At 73.8% G+C, this 17,299-nt stretch carries 17 protein-coding genes; 8 read left to right on the top strand and 9 right to left on the bottom strand.

Going from position 1 to position 17,299, the window contains the following annotated elements:
* The first annotated feature begins 183 nt into the window (after positions 1 to 183).
* The 4 genes from EBO15_RS16480 (at position 184) to EBO15_RS16465 (ending at position 6,257) form a co-directional block, all read left to right on the top strand.
* Positions 184 to 1,005: an SDR family oxidoreductase gene (locus EBO15_RS16480; RefSeq protein WP_122195280.1), complete on the top strand. Its 822-nt coding sequence runs from the start codon at positions 184 to 186 to the stop codon at positions 1,003 to 1,005.
* Positions 1,006 to 1,139: 134 nt separating this feature from the next.
* Positions 1,140 to 2,630 (top strand): MFS transporter, encoded by a 1,491-nt coding sequence (locus EBO15_RS16475; RefSeq protein WP_122195279.1) that lies wholly within the window; start codon positions 1,140 to 1,142, stop codon positions 2,628 to 2,630.
* A 325-nt stretch (positions 2,631 to 2,955) separates the two neighbouring features.
* Positions 2,956 to 4,059 carry a tyrosine-type recombinase/integrase gene (locus tag EBO15_RS16470; RefSeq protein WP_122195278.1) on the top strand — a complete coding sequence of 368 codons (1,104 nt, stop codon included), beginning with the start codon at positions 2,956 to 2,958 and terminating at the stop codon, positions 4,057 to 4,059.
* A 707-nt stretch (positions 4,060 to 4,766) separates the two neighbouring features.
* On the top strand, positions 4,767 to 6,257 hold the full coding sequence (locus tag EBO15_RS16465) for a serine/threonine protein kinase (protein WP_233616248.1): 1,491 nt from the start codon (positions 4,767 to 4,769) through the stop codon (positions 6,255 to 6,257).
* Between the two features lie 174 nt (positions 6,258 to 6,431).
* Here EBO15_RS16465 and EBO15_RS46810 read toward each other — a convergent pair whose 3' ends face one another.
* A complete protein-coding gene (locus EBO15_RS46810; RefSeq protein WP_267898410.1) occupies positions 6,432 to 6,566 on the bottom strand; it encodes a hypothetical protein in 135 nt (44 codons plus the stop codon).
* Between the two features lie 370 nt (positions 6,567 to 6,936).
* On the opposite strand from EBO15_RS46810, the gene EBO15_RS16455 reads away from it, so the two are divergent.
* Complete coding sequence (locus tag EBO15_RS16455) at positions 6,937 to 7,338, top strand: MazG-like family protein (RefSeq protein ID WP_122195276.1); 402 nt, start codon at positions 6,937 to 6,939, stop codon at positions 7,336 to 7,338.
* Between the two features lie 460 nt (positions 7,339 to 7,798).
* Here EBO15_RS16455 and EBO15_RS16450 read toward each other — a convergent pair whose 3' ends face one another.
* Positions 7,799 to 8,386 carry a TetR/AcrR family transcriptional regulator gene (locus EBO15_RS16450; RefSeq protein WP_158628247.1) on the bottom strand — a complete coding sequence of 196 codons (588 nt, stop codon included), beginning with the start codon at positions 8,384 to 8,386 and terminating at the stop codon, positions 7,799 to 7,801.
* A 20-nt stretch (positions 8,387 to 8,406) separates the two neighbouring features.
* On the opposite strand from EBO15_RS16450, the gene EBO15_RS45325 reads away from it, so the two are divergent.
* On the top strand, positions 8,407 to 9,084 hold the full coding sequence (locus EBO15_RS45325) for a nitroreductase/quinone reductase family protein (RefSeq protein WP_199744585.1): 678 nt from the start codon (positions 8,407 to 8,409) through the stop codon (positions 9,082 to 9,084).
* Between the two features lie 184 nt (positions 9,085 to 9,268).
* Here EBO15_RS45325 and EBO15_RS16440 read toward each other — a convergent pair whose 3' ends face one another.
* The 3 genes from EBO15_RS16440 to EBO15_RS16430 form a co-directional block, all read right to left on the bottom strand.
* Positions 9,269 to 10,090 carry a pentapeptide repeat-containing protein gene (locus EBO15_RS16440; RefSeq protein ID WP_122195274.1) on the bottom strand — a complete coding sequence of 274 codons (822 nt, stop codon included), beginning with the start codon at positions 10,088 to 10,090 and terminating at the stop codon, positions 9,269 to 9,271.
* An 84-nt stretch (positions 10,091 to 10,174) separates the two neighbouring features.
* The gene (locus EBO15_RS16435) at positions 10,175 to 10,831 is read right to left on the bottom strand and encodes an HAD family hydrolase (protein ID WP_122195273.1); all 657 of its coding nucleotides are present in this window, start codon (positions 10,829 to 10,831) and stop codon (positions 10,175 to 10,177) included.
* A gap of 76 nt (positions 10,832 to 10,907) precedes the next feature.
* On the bottom strand, positions 10,908 to 11,384 hold the full coding sequence (locus EBO15_RS16430) for a DUF1707 SHOCT-like domain-containing protein (RefSeq protein ID WP_233616239.1): 477 nt from the start codon (positions 11,382 to 11,384) through the stop codon (positions 10,908 to 10,910).
* A 271-nt stretch (positions 11,385 to 11,655) separates the two neighbouring features.
* Here EBO15_RS16430 and EBO15_RS16425 point away from each other — a divergent pair, with 271 nt between their 5' ends.
* Positions 11,656 to 12,486, top strand: a complete 831-nt coding sequence (locus EBO15_RS16425) for a phosphatase PAP2 family protein (protein WP_122195272.1) — start codon at positions 11,656 to 11,658, stop codon at positions 12,484 to 12,486.
* 80 nt (positions 12,487 to 12,566) lie between these two features.
* Here EBO15_RS16425 and EBO15_RS16420 read toward each other — a convergent pair whose 3' ends face one another.
* Complete coding sequence (locus EBO15_RS16420) at positions 12,567 to 13,193, bottom strand: IMPACT family protein (protein WP_122195271.1); 627 nt, start codon at positions 13,191 to 13,193, stop codon at positions 12,567 to 12,569.
* A gap of 34 nt (positions 13,194 to 13,227) precedes the next feature.
* Complete coding sequence (locus tag EBO15_RS16415; protein WP_122195270.1) at positions 13,228 to 14,049, bottom strand: HAD-IIA family hydrolase; 822 nt, start codon at positions 14,047 to 14,049, stop codon at positions 13,228 to 13,230.
* Between the two features lie 122 nt (positions 14,050 to 14,171).
* Between EBO15_RS16415 and EBO15_RS16410 the strand changes: the two genes are divergently transcribed.
* Positions 14,172 to 14,600 carry a RidA family protein gene (locus tag EBO15_RS16410; RefSeq protein ID WP_233616238.1) on the top strand — a complete coding sequence of 143 codons (429 nt, stop codon included), beginning with the start codon at positions 14,172 to 14,174 and terminating at the stop codon, positions 14,598 to 14,600.
* A gap of 51 nt (positions 14,601 to 14,651) precedes the next feature.
* Here the strand turns inward: EBO15_RS16410 and EBO15_RS16405 are convergent, their stop codons facing one another.
* Entirely contained in the window at positions 14,652 to 16,613 is a 1,962-nt protein-coding gene (locus EBO15_RS16405) for an acyl-CoA dehydrogenase family protein (protein WP_233616237.1), read from the bottom strand.
* A gap of 101 nt (positions 16,614 to 16,714) precedes the next feature.
* Positions 16,715 to 17,299: acyltransferase domain-containing protein (locus tag EBO15_RS16400; RefSeq protein WP_122195269.1), on the bottom strand; the 585-nt coding region annotated here is incomplete at its 5' end.

Below are 17,299 nucleotides of genomic sequence, written 5' to 3'. Positions count from 1 at the left end.
CTCCGCCAGGGGGGTGCGCTCGACGCCCTGCTCGTGCAGGACCCTGGCCGCGGCGGCGGTCAGGCTTCGGCGCCTCGCGAACCCTTTGAGTTAGTCACCCAACTAACTATAGACAACCGGCCCGTGGTCGATGCTAGGGTCCTTTCAAGTCAGCCGACTAACTAACTAGCAAGGGAGCCGACAATGATCGTGGTGACGGGTGCGACCGGGAACGTCGGGCGGGCACTGGTGGCGATGCTGGACCAGGCGGGCGAACGGGTGACCGCGGTGGCCCGGCGGATCGGCGAGGCCGACGTCCCGGCGGGGGTCCGGGCCGTGCCGGCCGACCTGGCCGACCCGGCCGGCCTGCGGCCCGCCCTGGCCGGTGCCGACGCGCTGTTCCTGCTGGTCGCCGGGGACGCCCCTCACGGCCTGATGGCCGAGGCGCGCGCCGCCGGGGTCGGCAAGGTCGTCCTGCTGTCCACCCAGGGCGTCGCCACCCGCCCGGAGGCCTACCGCCATCCGGCCAGCTTCGAGGCCGCCGTCGCCGACAGCGGGCTGGACTGGACCGTCCTGCGGTCGGGCGGGCTGGCCTCCAACGCGTTCGCCTGGGCCGAGCCGATCCGGGCCCACCGCACGGCCGCGGCGCCGTTCGGCGATGTCGCCCTTCCGTTCGTCGACCCCGCCGACATCGCCGCCGCGGCCGCGGCCGTGCTCCTTCAGGACGGCCACAACGGCGCGACCTACGTACTGACCGGTCCGGAAGCGCTCACCCCCCGGCAGCGGGCGGCCGCGATCGCCGAGGCGCTCGGCGAACCCGTCCGGTTCGTCGAGCAGACCCGGGAGGAGGCGCACGCCCAGATGTCGCGGTTCATGCCGGAGCCCGTGGTCGAGGGCACCCTGGCGATCCTGGGCGAGCCCACCACCGCCGAGCGGTCCGTCGGCCCGGACCTCACCGGCCTCCTGGGCCGCCCCGCGACCCCGTTCGCCGTCTGGGCCCAGCACAACGCCCCCGCCTTCCGCTGACCGTTCCGACCTCACCGGCCTCATCGGCCTCATCGGCCAGGGCCGGCCCGCTCAGGGCCGGCCCGGTGGGCACCGGCACGGGCGCGCAGACCCGCGCCCCACCCCAGCAATCCCGCATACCCGAAGGAAACGCCATGTCCACCCGAGAAGCGCCGCCCGTCCCCCGCCTGGAGACGGCGACCGCGTCGCCGTCCGCACCCGCCCGCAGGCCCGGGCTGATCCTGGCCTTCCTGTGCGTGGCCGGGTTCATGACCTTCCTCGACGTGTCGATCGTCAACGTCGCGCTGCCCACCATCGAGCGCCAGCTGGGAATCTCGCAGACCTCGCTGGAGTACGTCGTCACCACCTACGGGATGCTGCTGGGCGGTTTCCTTGTTCTGGCCGGCCGCCTCGCCGACACCTTCGGCCGCCGCCGGATGCTGCGGACGGGCCTGGTCCTGTTCGCCGTCGCCTCGCTGCTCGCCGGTCTCGCCCAGGACGCGACGCTGCTGATCGCCACCCGCGGCGCGCAGGGCCTGGGCGCCGCGTTCATCGCGACCGCGGCACTGTCGCTGCTGACCGCGAACTTCCCCGAGGGGCCCGAGCGCAACCGGGCGCTGGGGGCGTGGGGCGCGCTGAGCGGCATCGCCGCGGTCGCCGGTGTCACCCTGGGCGGCCTGCTCACCGACGGGCCGGGCTGGCGGTGGATCTTCTTCGTCAACGTGCCGATCGGCCTGGCCGGCGCGATCGCCGCGCCTCGGATCGTCGGCGAGAGCCGCGCCGAGCAGCGCCACCGCTCCTTCGACATCGCGGGCGCGGTGACGCTCACCGCCGGCCTGGTCGCCCTGATCTTCAGCCTCGGCCAGACCGTCGACGACTCCCACGTCCCGGCCGCCCGCCTCTACGGCGGGTTCGCCCTCGCCGCGGTCCTGCTCGGTGCGTTCCTGCTCATCGAACGGACCACCGCCGCCCCGCTGATCCCGCTCGGCGTGTTCAGGCGCAAGTCCCTGCGCGCCGCGAACCTCATCGCCGTGCTGCTCCTGGGCACCTGCGTCACCCTGTTCTTCTTCGCCAGCCTGTTCATGCAGCAGGTCCTCGGATACTCCGCCCTCCAGACCGGACTGGCCTACGTTCCCCTGGCCGTGGTCGTCGCGGCCGGCGCGGGCGTCTCCTCCCAGCTGGTCACCAAGGTCGCCGCCAAGCCGGTCCTGCTGGCGGGGCTGGCACTGACCGCCACCGGCATGTTCCTGCTCTGGAGCGCCCCGGCTCACGCGTCCTACCTCACCGACCTACTGCCCGCCTTCCTCGTCGCGGGCCTCGGCCTCGGCACGTCCTTCGTTCCGGTCCAGATCTCCGCCTTCGCCGGAGCCCGGCCCGAGGAGTCCGGCCTCTCCGCAGGCCTGATCAACACCGCCCAAGAGGTCGGCGGCGCGCTCGGACTCGCCGTCGCCGCCACCTTCGCCTTCCGCCGGGTCGCCGACCTCACCACCTGGGCCCAGGGCGCCCCCGCCCGGGTCGCCGAAGCCCGCTCCATGGTGTTCCACGACGCCTTCCTCGCCGGAGCGTGCTTCGCCGCCGCGGCCCTCGCCGTCACCCTCGTCCTCCTCCCCCTCACCAGGACGGCCGACCAGCCCGCCGGCGCATGACCGACGCGGCACACCGAAAGGCGGGACCGGGACTCCCGGTCCCGCCTTTCGGCCGTGACCCGGCGGCAACCCCTGGAGGGGTCCGCCGTCCGCCGCGTCCGGCGCTCGCGAGCACGCAGACCGGCTCCCGCATGCGACCGGGCGACCGCCCGCCCACGCCACACCCAACACGCGCCCCACGCCCCCGCGACCACCGGCGCCCGAACGGCGGGCCGACACGCGACCGTCATGCCGCAGGGCCTGCCTCGGGAAGGAACCAGGCCCGGCCGCATCTCTTCCGGAGTCAGGCGCCGCAGTGTCGGTCGCGGGAGGTAACGTCCACCGGGTGCGACCCACGGATGTTCAGCGGCTGACGGTGGCGGAGGCGGTCGACCGCTACGCCGAGATGGTGCGGGCCAAATGCTCCACGGGGGCGCTCGCCCCCGCGACGGCCGAGGTGTACGCGCGGGACGTCCACACCTTCGCCGACCTCGCGGGGCCCGACCTGGTTCTGGACGACCTGGCCGGCGAGGACGTCGACGAGGTGCTGCTGCGGTTCGCCCGCAAACCCGACGGGCGGCGCACCGCCACCGCCGGAACGCCCCCTGCGGCGAAGAGCGGGGCGGCGCGGGCCGCGGACGGGGCCTCGCAGAGCGCCGCGTCGCAGGCACGGTTCCGGCGGTCGGTGTCGGCGCTGTTCCGGTACGCCACGGTCGCCGGATGGGTGCACCTCAACCCCATGGGAGCCGCGACCGTCCGCCCCAAACACCGCGGTGGGCTCCGCGCCGAACGCCGGGCCCTGACGGCCGAGCAGGCCGGCGGGCTCGTCGGCGCCGCCCGCGACCTCGCCGACGACCCCGACAGCACCGCCGCGTCCGGCGGAACGGCCACCGGACGCGGACGACACGACCAGCGGACCGAACTGCGCGATGCCCTCATCGTCCTGCTGCTCGCCGCCGTCGGCCCGCGCGTGTCGGAGCTGACCCGCGCGAACTCCGAGGACTTCTTCGTCAACGCCGGCGTCCGCTACTGGCGGATCTTCGGCAAGGGCGGCCGGACCCGCGACGTCCCGCTCCCCCGCCCCGTCGCGGACGTCCTGGACGCCTACCTCACCGGCGGCCGCCGCCTCCTGGACCGCGGCCACGAACCCAAGGCCCTGCTGCTGTCCTGGCGCGGACGACGGCTCGCGCGCGGCGACGTCCAGGCCGTCATCGACCGCGTCCAGGCACGCGTCGACCCCGAACACCGCCGCTCGGTCACCCCCCACGGCCTCCGGCACACCACCGCCACGCACCTGCTCGCCGCCGCGACCGACATGGACGCCGTCCGCCGCGTCCTCGGCCACGCCGACCTGTCCACCCTCGGCCGCTACCGCGACGAACTCCCCGGCGAACTCGAGGCCGCCATGCGCGTCCACCCCCTCCTCGGCCGCGTCGACACCGCCGGCTGACCAAGGCGGGACGCGGCCTCACGCGGGACACACGGGGCCGAGGAACCTGCGGGCGGCCGTCGGCGCTAGAAACGCTCATGCTTCAGGGGCGCTCTGTCCGCGACGATCTCATCGCACGCATCGCGGAGGCCGAACGTGACGGCTGGACCGGCGACGCCGAGGGGACTTCAGGTCAGCCCCGCCGCCAACGCCGAACTCGCCCAGGTCGGCCCGCGAGGAAGCTGAGTGCAGGAATCAGGGGTAGCGGGCTGGTTCGGTAGCGGGCTCGCTCGGGTCGGCTGGTCGGGCAGGAGGCCGGTCACGGTTCGTACGGCGGCCCGGCTGACCCCATGGGTGCGCGCAAGAGCCGCGATGGAGGTTCCTTCGTCTCGGAACGCCGCCCGCACGTCCTCGTGTTGGGTGCCCTCCAGCGCAGGCGGCCGACCGCGGAAGCGGCCCTTGGCCTCGGCGGCCGCGACGCCCTCGTCGGTCAGCTCCTTGCAGGTCGCGGTGGAAGCCGCGGGTGCCGGGATCGCGGTGGACGACCTGGGCGTGGATGCCCAGGGTGGCGGCGTGGTCGGCGGACTGCCTCTTGAAGCCGGTATCTCATCCGCGTCGTTTCGACGGCCCGTCGGAGTCGTGTGATGACGCGGTGGGCCTCCGGTCACCGCGGGGTCAAAAGCTGTCAGACATGAGTGTTTGTCTGTCATGCTTCTGGCGTGGTCGAGATGATCGGGCGGTACCGCGTTGTTCGCCGGCTGGGCCGCGGCGGGATGGGGACCGTGTGGCTCGCCGAGGACGGTGACGGACGGCGCGTCGCGGTGAAGGTCATCAACGCCGAACTCGCGCGTGAGCCCGAGTTCCGCGAGCGGTTCCGGCAGGAGGTCGAGGCGGCGCAGCGGGTGCGGCGGTTCTGCACCGCGCCGGTCCTGGACGCTGGTCTCGACCAGGATCCGCTGTGGGTGGCCACCGACTTCATCGACGGCCCGACCGTGCGGGAGGCGGTGTCCGCGCATGGTCCGCTGCGCGGAGCCGATCTCGACGCGCTCGCGGTCGGCATCGCGACGGCCCTGACCGCCATCCATCAGGCCCGGTTGATCCACCGGGACCTCAAGCCCTCCAACGTGATGCTGTCACCGGTCGGTCCGCGGGTCATCGATTTCGGCATCGCCCGGGCCCTGGACGCCACCGGACAACTGACACGTTCGGGGGCGGTCATCGGCACCCCCGGATACATCGCGCCTGAACTGTTGGCCGGTGGTCGACCGCTCCCCGCCGCCGACGTGTTCTGCTGGGGCGCGGTCGTCGCCTACGCGGGCACGGGCCGTCATCCCTTCACCGGAGCCGACGGCGCCGAGATCAACGACCGGGTCCAGCGCGCCGAGCCTGATCTGGACGGCCTCGAGACGCACCTTCGCGAACTCGTCGCCCGTGCCCTCGCCAAGGATCCCGCCGCCCGACCGTCGGTTCCCCAGTTGCTCTCCGAGCTCACCGGCTCGCCGTCCGCTCCACCCCTGGCCGGGGAATTTCGCACCCGCCAGTTGACAAAGCGGTTCGACTCTCACGGTGCCCGGCGACTCGTCCCGTACGCGGGTCTGGGCGCGGTCGCACTCGTCGCGGCCGGTTTCGTCGCGCTGGCCTTGGCCGCATCCAGCGGAAACGCCGGAGCAAGGAACAGCGGCCAGGCCTCGACCGCGACCTCGCCTGCCGTCAGCGACACGCCCTCGGAATCCCCGACGAGCGCTGAGCCGTCCGACTCGGCCTCGCCTACGAGCCCTCCGTCGGCTTCCTCGTCTGCGCCCGACCCGCAGCCCAGCACGCCATCACCCCTTCCGGACCGGGGCCCGATCACCAACACCGCCAGCGGGCTGTGCATCGACACGGACGGCCCGCAGGGTTCCGGTGTCCGAGTGCAGGTCCGTGACTGCGGGAACTTCAGCGGCCAGAACTGGAACTACGACCAGGCCACGAATCACCTCGTCAACCCGCCCAGCGGCCTGTGCCTCGACACGAACGGGGCGCCCGCCCGAGGCGTCAACGCCGTCCTGAACCCCTGCGGGAACTTCACCGGCCAGCAGTGGCGCTACAACTCCGGCACCGGCCGGTTCACCAACCTCACCAGCGGTCTGTGCCTGGACACGGACGGGCCTCCCGCCAACTATGTCGCCTTGGTGACCAACCCCTGCGGCACCTACACCGGCCAACGCTGGCAACGGTGACCCCTCGCCCGAGGTTCATTCATCCGGGTGAGGAACCGGCGTCCGCGTGGGTGGTGGGCCTGTCCTGAGGACTCCTGCCCCAAGCGCCGGCGCGGCCAAGCCCTCGTGCGCTAGACCTCACGCCGCAGGGCGGCCAACGATGCCTCGGTGGCGAGGTCAACACGGCGGTGACCTTCAGTCCTCGGAGGCGAATCCGGTGACGGCGGCGGTGATTGCTCCGTGCGGGGACGGGCCGAGCGGCAGCTCGGCCAGCTCGGCGAGCACGTCGACCGGCCGGCCGTAGTCGGCGAGCTGCTCGACGGTCAGCACGCGCGTGCGGCCGCCGGGCGGGGCCCTGCCCGGCCTGCCACGGCAGAGTGGCGATGTAGGCGTGCGGCGGCAGGCGATGGAACGCACAGTGCGGGTCGTCGCCGCCACCCAAGTTCTGCAAGCTCGACTACCGCGAACGCCACGCGGTCGAGTGCGGCATCAACCGGCTCAAGCGCCACCGCGCCGTCGCCACCCGATACGACAAACTCGCCGTCCACTACGAAGCCACCGTCCAGGTCGCCGCCCTCAACGACTGGCTGACCTGCTTTTAAAACAGGCCCTAGCGCCCCAGCGGCATCGGGTTCGCGTAGGGTCCGGGCACGCCCACGTGCCTGACCCGTGATCTGGACCCGCACCGCAGGAGTGACATATGACGGCCGCGACAGGCAACTCCACGACCACGTCGGCGGCGCCCGTCGCCGCGCCCGGCGACCGTGGCCAGGGCGCAATGACGCTGGCGGAGCTCGGCCGGTGGGCCGGCCGGCAGAGTACGCGGCTGGCGGCGAAGTTCGACCTCGGAGACTCCGAGCAGGACCGTGCGTTCATCCTGCTCGCCCAGGCCGCCAAGCTCGGCGAGGAGGCCGGGGAACTGCAGCGTGAAGTGCTGGGATTCGTCCGCTACCAGCGAGCCGAGAAACTGGACGGCTTCACCCAGCAGTCCGCGGCCGACGAGATCGCCGACGTGATCATCTGCGCGGCGATCCTCGCGGCGCGGATGGGGGTCGACGTGGAGGACGCCGTCCGCCAGAAGGTCGCGCGCGTGTCTTTGTGAATCGAGTGCCGTGACCGGCAGGCCCCCAGGATGTGAGTGACTCATCCGGCACTCTCCTTCCCGCGGAATCCGAGAAGGGGCGATGGCCGGTGCTCACGACAGCGGCGTGGGAGGTCCGATGGGGCCCGATCCCGTCCTCCCGTCACCCTCTCGATCCCAGGTCGACGGCTCACACGCACCGGGCCTCATCCGGCCGACCGGGGAAGCCCCGTGGTGTTTGGACGCCGAGGTCATACCGGCTGGGTCCAGCAGGCGGTTCAGGAGGCGGTCGGCGTCGTCGGCGTGCAGGTCGAGCAGCGATACGCGGGTGCCGTAGCGGGCGTCGGCCCAGTTTCCGGCATGGCGAGGGCTGACGGTCTAAGGCGTGTCTCGAGAGTCGGCGTCTGTGGCGTGGGGCGGGTGGCTTGAGGTGCACCCTGGCCCCGGTGTCGGCGCGCCCAGTGCGTATCGGCCTGGCGTCTCAGGGGGCGATCCGGTCCAGGTAGGTGTCGAGGGCCGCCTCGAGCTCGGCCGGGGCGAGTGTTCCCGGCGCCGTGACGGCGTCGAACATGAGGCCGTCGACCACGGCGAGCAGCAGGCGGGCCTCGGTTTCCAGGGTCGCCCGCCCGTGGTCGGCCCCGGCCGTGCCGGCGAGCGCCTGCCGCAGGTCGGCGCGGATCGCGGTCAGGGTCTCCTCCTGGACGGCGGCGAGTCCTGGGCTGGTGGCGGCGCGCGCGGCGAAGGCGAGGTAGACGCGGCACTCGGCCGTCCTCTCCGCGTCGAGGGGCAGCAGTTCACGGAGTGCCAGGCCCAGCCGCCGCCGGGGCGGGAGCCGCGGGTCGATCCGGGCGACGCGGGCGCGCGTCCGCCGGACGACGTGCCGGAAGGCGAAGACGAGCATCGCGTCCTTGGTGCCGAAGTAGTGCTGCACCGTTCCGATCGACACGCCCGCCGCGGCGGCGACCTCCCGCACGCTGACCTGGTCCAGCCCGCGGGTGGCCGCGATGCCCAGCAGGGCGTCGGCGAGCTCCTGTTGTTTTGCCGAGTGTTGGCGTCCGACCTCGCTCACAGCGACTACCATACAGACGTATGAACCAATACACCCGTATGAACGAGCGCCGGACGCGTGGACTGCTCACCGCGACACTGGCCTTGATCGGCCTGGTCTGGGTGTGGTGGTCCATCGATCCCACGGCGCAGGAAACGACGACACCGATCATCCTCACCGCGGTCCTCGCGGTGAACGTGCCGCTCACCCTGAGCGGTGCACGGCTCAAGCGCGCGATCGTGGCGCGGACCCAGCGATACCTCATCAACCCGCCCATACGCCTGCTCCTGCGGCTCGGCCTGATGCCTCTGGGCTACGCGCTCCTGGAGACCAGGGGCCGGGCCAGCGGACGGCCCCGCGCCACACCGGTCGGCAACGGCCGGCAGGGCGACACCTTCTGGATCATCGCCGAACACGGCCGGCAGGCCGGCTACGTCCGCAACATCCAGCGATGCCCGCGGGTCCGGCTCCGGCTGCGCCAGGGCCTGCGCTTCACCTGGGTGGGCGGAACCGCCCACATCCTGGCCGACGACGACCCGTACGCGCGGCAGCGGCAGGTGTGCAGATGGCATCCGCTGCGCGCGCTCAACGCGGCGATCGTTCGCGTCATGGGCACGCACCTGCTCACCGTCCGCGTCGACCTCGACCGGGATCGACCGCCGCACGCCGGCCGGAACTCCGCGCACCCCGGCCCGACCGAGGTGCTCACCCCACGGTGACGGCACAGCGCGCTGTGACGGCCCGACGTGAGGGCCCGGCACGGTGGCCCGGCATGAGCCGGGCCACCGTGGGTGTGGTGCTGCCCGCCGATCTCTACCGCAACCCGCCGCCGCTGCCGATGCGGAGGCGGTCCTGGCGGTGGGTCGGCGTGGGGCGCTGAGTTCGCCGTCGCCGGGCGGGGTGTCAGTGCCAGTGGGGTGGGCGGGTGAGGTCGTCGGGGAGGCGCGTGGCGGCGTCGCCGCGTGCCGCGTTCAGCTGCGGCTGCGTCAGGAACAGCGCGGTCGACAGGTCCGCGCCGGACAGTACGGCGGCGCGCAGGTCCGCGCCGAGCAGGTCGGCGTGGGTCAGGGTGGCGCCGGTGAGGTCGGCGCCGATGAGGAGCGCGCCGCGCAGGTCCGCGGCCCGCAGGTCGGCGTTCCGCATGTCCCGTCCGGTGAGGTCGGCGCGGGCGTGGTCACGTGCCCGCGGGTTGGCGTGGCGGCGGGTGAGGCGGCTGGCGGTGCGGAGCAGTTCGGCGGCCTGTGCGTGCAGGGCGGGAAGGTCGGCGGCCAGGAGTGTGTCGGAGTCCTGGTGGGTGAGGTCGTCCAGCGTCGCGATCATGCCGGTGACGCGGTCACGGACGGGTGCGGCGGGCGGTAGCGCCGCCGCGTGGTGCAGGTGCCACAGCAGCTCGTGCAGGTGCCGCATCACCGGATAGGCGGCGGTCATCACCGGGAGCAGTTCGGGGTGGGCGCGCCAGTCCCGCCCGCCGAACGTGTGGCGCGACAGCTTCTGTCCCGCGCCCAGGCACTCGTACACCGTGCAGCCGGTGAAACCGCGCTCCCGCAGCCCGGAGTGGATCCCGCAGCGGTGATCGTCCGCGAGGTTCAGGCACGGCCGCCCCGCCGGTTTGGTCAAGGCGAAGTCGCTGGACCGCGTGAACGGCAGGGTGACGCAGCACAGCCCGAAACACGCGGCGCAGTCGGCGCGGAGGTCATCGGGCTGGGTGCGGGGCGAGGTGGTCACGGCGGGCCGATCTTGCGGAGGATCCGGGGGACGCTCGCCACCGGCGGACGGGTGAGACGAAGGGACGGCGCGGGGCCGCCCCCTTCATTGTGCCTGGTCGGCGGGGGTGAGGAGGGTGCGTGCCAGGCCGTAGGCGCGGGCCAGGTCCCCGCCGCGGTAGTCCAGGGCCGCCAGGTCGGCCAGGTGGTGGTCGGCGTTGATCGCGACGGTGTGCCGCAGATGCCGGAACAGCGGGGCGTCCGACATCGAGTCGCCGTAGGCCACGCACCGGTCCCGGGGCACGCCGTGGCGGGCCCGGACGCGGTCGGTGATGGTGACCTTGTCGGCGGGGGTGAGGATGTCGCCGGGCTTGGGCGGCCCGGCCAGCGGCAGCGGCGGGAACCGGGACGCGGCGACCTCGTCGAAGCCCAGCCCGAGCAGGTGCCGCGCGAAGAAGTCCGGCGACATCGTGATCACCAGCGAGTGCTCGCCGCGGGCGCGGATGTCCGCGCAGACCTCGGCGATGCCGTCCAGCCAGGGGCTCGCGGCGTAGGCGGCGGCGACGGTGTCGGGGGTGAGGCGGTCCCGCCAGATGCCGTACAGGGCCGTGGAGAACGTCGTGGTGGTGATGGTCCCGGACGCGAACCGGGCCTCCAGGTCCGCCAGCTCCGCCTCGGTCCCGGTGTGGCGGGCGATCTGGAGGCTGGCGGTGGACCCGGTGAGCAGCGTGCCGTCCATGTCGAAGATGTGCAGGATTCCCACAAAACGATCATTGTGGCACCTGCGGCGGCGGGTTCCGCCCCCCGTTTTCCCGGCGGCCCCTCGTGTGGGCCCGGTGTCAGACTCTCGGGCCCCGGCCGGGCCGGTCGCGGTCCCTCTTGTCGCGTTCGGGCCAGAAGACGTACGACAGGAGGATCGCGGCCCAGATGCCGAGCGGCCATGCCGGCCAGTAGGTGTCCAGGTGGCCCTTGCTGATCGATCCGGCCACCCAGATCACGTTCATGATCACGGCGCCGCCGATCCAGTACAGGATCTCCTTGCGCCAGCGCAGCAGGTCGGCGCGGCGGCGGGCGGTCTCGGCGCGGGCCGCCGCGCGGGCGCCCGCGGTTCCGGACGCGGGCAGGTCGGCGGTGAGGGCGGCGAGCTCGTCCTGGGTGACCGCGCCCAGGGCCCGGTCCAGGCGCGCCTGGTACTCGGCGGCGCCGAGGGCGCCGTCGGACAGGGCGTCGCCGAGGCGCTCGGCGACGGCGTCGCGGTCCCGGTCACCGGCGCGCAGACCCGGCCGGGCGGGCGGCTGTGCGGACGGGAAGCTCATATCGATCTCTCCTGCGTGGGCGTCTGCTTCCAGTGTCACGCCGCCGGGGTCGCGCGGGCATCGTCGGTGGTGACGAACCCCGCGTACCACTTTCGATGTAGGACGAGACCTCCCAGGAGGAATCCGGCTCTAGACGACAAATGTCGCATTGCGGTGAACCGTGCGTGAACCCTCCAGGTCTGGTAGATGATCTGAATCTGTCCCGGGACGCGTCCGCTCCCGGGACCGCGCCGTCCCGGCCCCGGGACGGCGCCGGCCATGGAGGGGGAGCATGCAAGCACCGGGTTTCAGCGCCGACTGGTACCGGAGCGTCACCGAGTTCGCGCACGGGACGCCAGGCTGGGTGCACACCGGCGCGGACATCGGCACGGACGCGGGCCTGCTGGTGTTCGCCGCGCTGTTCGCCGCCGCCTGGTGGCGGGCCCGGACGCGGGACGGCCGGGCGATGACGCTGGCGCTCCTGGGCCCGGTCGCGATGGTCTGCGCCTTCCTGGTCAACTCCAACATCAAGGACGTCCTGAAAGAGGAACGCCCCTGCCGCGCCCTCCCCCACGCGATGAACATCGCCACGTGCCCCGGGCCCACCGACTGGTCGTTCCCCAGCAACCACGCCACGATCGCCGCCGGAGCCGCCGCGGGCCTGCTCGTCGCCTGGCGCGCCCTGACCCCCTGGGTCCTGTCCCTGGCGGTCCTCGAGGCGTTCTCCCGGGTGTTCGTCGGCGTCCACTACCCGCACGACGTCGCCGCCGGTCTCCTGGTCGGCCTGGCCGTCGCCTCGGTGGTGTCGCTGCTCGCGGCCCGGCTCCTGACGCCGCTGGTCGAGCGGATCCGCGCCTGGGACCCGGTCGGCCCCCTTCTCCTCGGCACCCCCGCCCCCGCGGACGGCACCGGGCCCGGCGCGCAGGGCGGTCCGGGCGGGTACGGGCCGGGCGGATACGGGAACAGCGGATACGGGCAGGACATGCCGGTCGCGGGACAGTCCCACCCCGCCGGAGCCTACGGAGCCGCGCCGATGCGGAACGACGCCGCGATCACCGTCCCGGACCTGCCGGTGCTGGACGCCCAGGGCCGCCCCGTGCCCGGACGCCACCGCCGCTCCTGACACCCCGGCCGGACCGCCTCACCACGGCGGGACCGGCCCACTCCCGGTCCCCGTCCCCTGACGGCCCCGCACCCGCGCGGCTACGAGGTGACGGGGACCTCGCTATGACCGGTCCCGACCGTGCGCAGGCGCGCCTGCCCGGCGGTGACCTCCGCGGCCCACGCGGTGAACTCCTCCAGCCCGTCCGCCGGGACCGAAACCTCGGCGTGGACGGCGTCGCCGTACCGGACATCGGCCGGGTGCGGGCCGCGGGCGTGCAGATCGCCGAGGAACCGTCCCGCCAGCGCGTGGTCCACCGTCACCTCCACATGCACCACCGGGCGCAGCTCGACCACGCCGACCGCGTCGACCGCCTCCGACACCGACTGCGAATAGGCGCGGACCAGCCCGCCCGCGCCGAGCTTCACGCCCCCGAAGTACCGCGTGACGACGGCGGCCGTCCCGGTCAGGCCGCGCCGGACCAGCACCTCCAGCATCGGGATCCCCGCCGTCCCTGCGGGCTCCCCGTCGTCGCTGCTCTTGGTCAGCTCACCGAACTCGCCCACCACGTACGCCGAGCAGTTGTGCGTGGCGTCGCGGTGCGCGCGTTTCTGCTCGTTGACGAACGCCGCGGCCTCGTGCTCGTCGGCGACCCGCGCGAGCGTGCACAGGAACCGGGAACGGCGGATCTCCAGTTCGTGCGAACCGGACACGGCGATCATGCGCATGACGGCGGCCCCGGGGCGGTCGGAGACGGCGCGGTCAGGAACCCGAGCCCGAGACGGGCTCGGGGGCGGCGGCGGGGGCGACCATGTCGACGACGTCGGCGATCGACGGCACCACGTGCGAGGGACGGAACGGGAATCGGTCCACCTCGTCCTTCCGCGTCACCCCCGACAGCACCAGGATCGTCTCCAGCCCCGCCTCCACGCCCGCGCGGACGTCGGTGTCCATCCGGTCGCCGATCATCACCGTGGACTCGCTGTGCCCGCCGACCCGGTTCAGCGCCGTCCGCATCATCAGCGGGTTCGGCTTCCCGACGAAGTACGGCTCCACCCCCGTCGCCCGCGTGATCATCGCCGCGACGGCGCCCGTCGCCGGAAGCGACCCCTCCGTGGACGGCCCGATCGGGTCGGGGTTGGTCGCGATGAACCGCGCGCCGCGCTCGATCAGCCGGATCGCCCGGGTGATCGAGGAGAAGCTGTAGGTGCGGGTCTCCCCCAGCACCACGTAGTCGGGGTTCAGGTCCGTCAGCACGTACCCGGCCTCGTGCAGCGCCGTCGTCAGGCCCGCCTCGCCGATCACGTACGCCGACCCGTTGGGCCGCTGGTCCGACAGGAACTGCGCGGTCGCCAGCGCCGACGTCCAGATCGCGTCCTCGGCGACCGGCAGCCCCAGCGCGTGCAGCCGCGCCGACAGGTCCCGCGGCGTGTAGATCGAGTTGTTCGTCAGCACCAGGAACCGCTTCCCGGACGCCGTCAGGCGCCGGAGGAACTCGTCCGCGCCGGGGATCGGGTGGCCCTCGTGCACCAGGACCCCGTCCATGTCCGTCAGCCACGACTCGATCGGCCTGCGCTCACTCATACCGATCATTGTCGCAGCCCAACGGCGTGCCCCGCGCAACGCCCCACCCGGCCCCCGCGCCCGGCCCCCGCGCCCGGGGCCCGTCCGGCCGGGGCGCGGCGCGGCGGGGCTACCGTGGACGGGTGAGCGATCATGAACTGCGCGCCGGTACCGACATCCGCCAGATCGACCCGCCCGGCCTGCCCGCCGGCCCCGGATACAGCCACGGCGTCTCCGTCGAGGTGCCCGGACGGCTCGTCCTGGTCAGCGGACAGGTCCCCGTGGACGAGACCGGCGCCCTCGTCGGCCCCGGCGACCTCGCCGCCCAGACCCGCCAGGTGTTCCGCAACATCCAGACCGTCCTCACCGACGCGGGCGCGACCTGGGAACACGTCGTGAGACTCGGCTACTACCTGCGGGACGCCACCGGCGTCGGCGCCGTCCGGGAGGCCCGCGCCGAGTTCGTCCCCGAGCACGTCACACCCGCCGCGACCCTCGTGGAGGTGTCGCGGCTGGTGCGCGAGGAGTTCCTCGTCGAGATCGACGCGATGGCGGTCGTCCCGATCCGCTGACCGGGACGACCGCCGCGCCGGCCGCCGGGCGGCCGGTGGCCGGCGCAGATGTCACGGTGTGGCCGGTTCCCTCGGTGTCGTCGGCGCGGCGACCGGGGTGGGGGTGTCGAGCGCGGCGGCCAGGTCGGTGACGCGTCCGGCGAGAAGGTCGCAGACCTCGCGCCGTCCCGCCCACACCCGCTCCAGCAGGCCCGGCCCGGCGACGCCGTGCTCCAGCAGCAGCGCGGCGCGGCGCTCGATCCAGTCGAGCCCGAACATGCGCAGCAGCGGTTCCAGCAGCGGCGCCGCGTCCGCCGGGACCGACCCGGACGACTCGTCCACGATCCGCAGGACGATCCCGTCGGCGGCGACCCGCGCGGTCGCCGCCGCGAGCGTCAGGTTGTCGTTCCACGCCGTGAACCCCGCGTCCGGAGCGTCCGCAGCGTCCTCGGCGGACGCGGTGCGGGTGGCGAGGACGGCGGTCAGCGCGCGTTCCAGGCGGGCGGCCAGGTTCCGGCACATCGCCGGGGAACCGAACTCCCCGGCGTCCCCCGCGACCGGATCACCGGACGGGGCGGGCGGGTCGGCGGCCAGCGCCCGCGCCGTGTCGAACAGGATCAGCTCGTTGTCACCGCCCGCGTTCTGGTAGGCGTGCGCCAGCCCCCGGTAGCCGTTCAGCCGGTGGGACGCCGCGAACCCCGGCGCGCCCGCGTGCACCCGGCACGCGCCCACCACGTCCTGCGTGTGCTCGGTCACCGCCGCCTTCAGCAACGCCAGGTCCCGGTCCACCGCCGACCACGGCGCCCACGCCGCGCCCCCCGTTCCCGCGCTCGACGGCGGCACGGCCGGGGCCCGGCCCAGCGGACGCGGCCCCTTCACCCGGTCGGCGACCAGTGTCAGCGCGTACGCCGACGCGAGCGCCCCCAGCATCGCCTCCTGCTGGTTGCGGTAGTCCCCCAGCGGACGGCGCGGAGCCAGCCGTCCCAGCGTCGCGCGCCCCGCGGTGTGCGCGGCGAGCGTCACCGCCGACGCGCGCGCCAGCGCCGCGCACGCCGACACCACCGCCCGCCACACCGGCGGCGCGATCCCCATCGACCGCACCAGCCGCTCCCCCGGCCCGCCCACCGGATCGTGGAAACCGCCGCCCGGGTCCAGCCGCGCGCCGTCGCTCAGCCACGACCCGAACGGCACCCGCACGTCCGACAGGGTCACCGCGCCGTAGTCCACCATCAGCCCGAACGTGTCGGGCGCCGCGGTGATCCGCACCCCGGGCGGCGTCGAGCCGTCCGCGCCGCGCAGCGGGACCGTGAACACGAACACGCCGCGCTCCTGGCCGCCGTGCACGAGCGTGGCGTACACGGCGGCGACCTTCGGGACGTCCCTGTGCGCGGTGTTGGTCGGGAACTTCGCCGCGGCCGCGTCCGGTGTCGTCAGGACGAAACCGCCCGTCTCCGGGTCGTGGCGGGCCAGTGTCCGTGGCGACAGGTGGCTGTTGCTGCGGCCGATCTCGGTCATCAGCAGCGTCCCCGCCGCGTCCATCGACTCCAGCGCCTCCCGGTCCGGGCGCGGCCCGCCCCCGTCGTTCGCGCCGAACTTCACGATCGGGCCGAGCGCGAGCGTGTAGTGCAGCATCAGCGTGTGGAACAGCGCCGGATCGGCGACCGCGCAGCGCTCCAGCAGCCCGCACAGCAGCGGCGGATCGTCCAGCAGGTCCGGGGCGGGCGGCGCGGCCAGGCCCGCCGCCCGCATCCGCCGGTAGGTCAGGCCCTGCCGCTCGGCCAGCGTCAGCCCGTCGGGATAGCCGAAGAACTCCTCCGGGACCGCCTCGGCGATCATCAGGCGTTCCTTGGCCTCGAGCCGCCCCTCCGGGACGGTGCCGCGCATCCAGCCACGCAGGACGGACGCGTCGGCCGGCATCGCCGCCGGGGCCGCGCCCGGTTCGAACGCCACCCCGAACGGATCAGCCGAACCGGACGGCGAGGCGGAGGGGCCGGGTGAGGCGGAGGGGGTGGGCGAGGCGGGTGGTCGGGTCATGGCGATGCTCCTGTCGCTACACGAAACCGAACGGAACCCGCGGACGACGGGCGGGCGGGGTCGACTGCGGGCGGGTGGGGCGGGGCGGGTGAATCCCGGGATCAGGTGGTGTCGGCGTCGTCGTCCGCCCGGGGGGCGGGACGCGTCGGCAGCGACACCGGCGGCTCCTCGGCCCGCACCTCCGGGGCGGACTTGCCGACCGGCGGCCTGCCCCCCGGACGCGGACGCTCCCGCATCGGCGCGACCGTCGCCGCGTCCGGGACCGTCAGCCGCACGCACCGGCACAGCGCGTCGCCCGCGCCCGCCTCCACGAACACCGTCGCGCCCGCCTTGGCGACCTCCACCAGCGTCTCGGGCAGCCGGACGGGCCGCACGATGCAGTCCGCCAGCGCCCGGTGCAGATCGTCGTCGTCACGGTAGGCGCGGCCCCGCACCGGCGAGTGCACGGCCGTCTCCAGCGGACGCCGCGGGAACCGCCGGATCGTCTCGTACCACTCGTGGTCGGCGCCCACCATCGCCGGATGATGCGACAGGTACGGGACGGCGAGCCGGACCGCCTTCACACCCCGCTCGCGCGCCGCGTCCAGCACCGCGTCCAGCTCGGCGTCCGGGCCGGACACGACCGTGGCCGACGGCGCGTTCAGGCACGCCACCACCACCTCGCCCGACGCCGCCGACCGCGCGCC

The organism is Actinomadura harenae, assembly GCF_003696215.1.
GTDB lineage: Bacteria > Actinomycetota > Actinomycetes > Streptosporangiales > Streptosporangiaceae > Spirillospora > Spirillospora harenae.
This window is presented reverse-complemented; position numbering and strand designations above follow the sequence as displayed.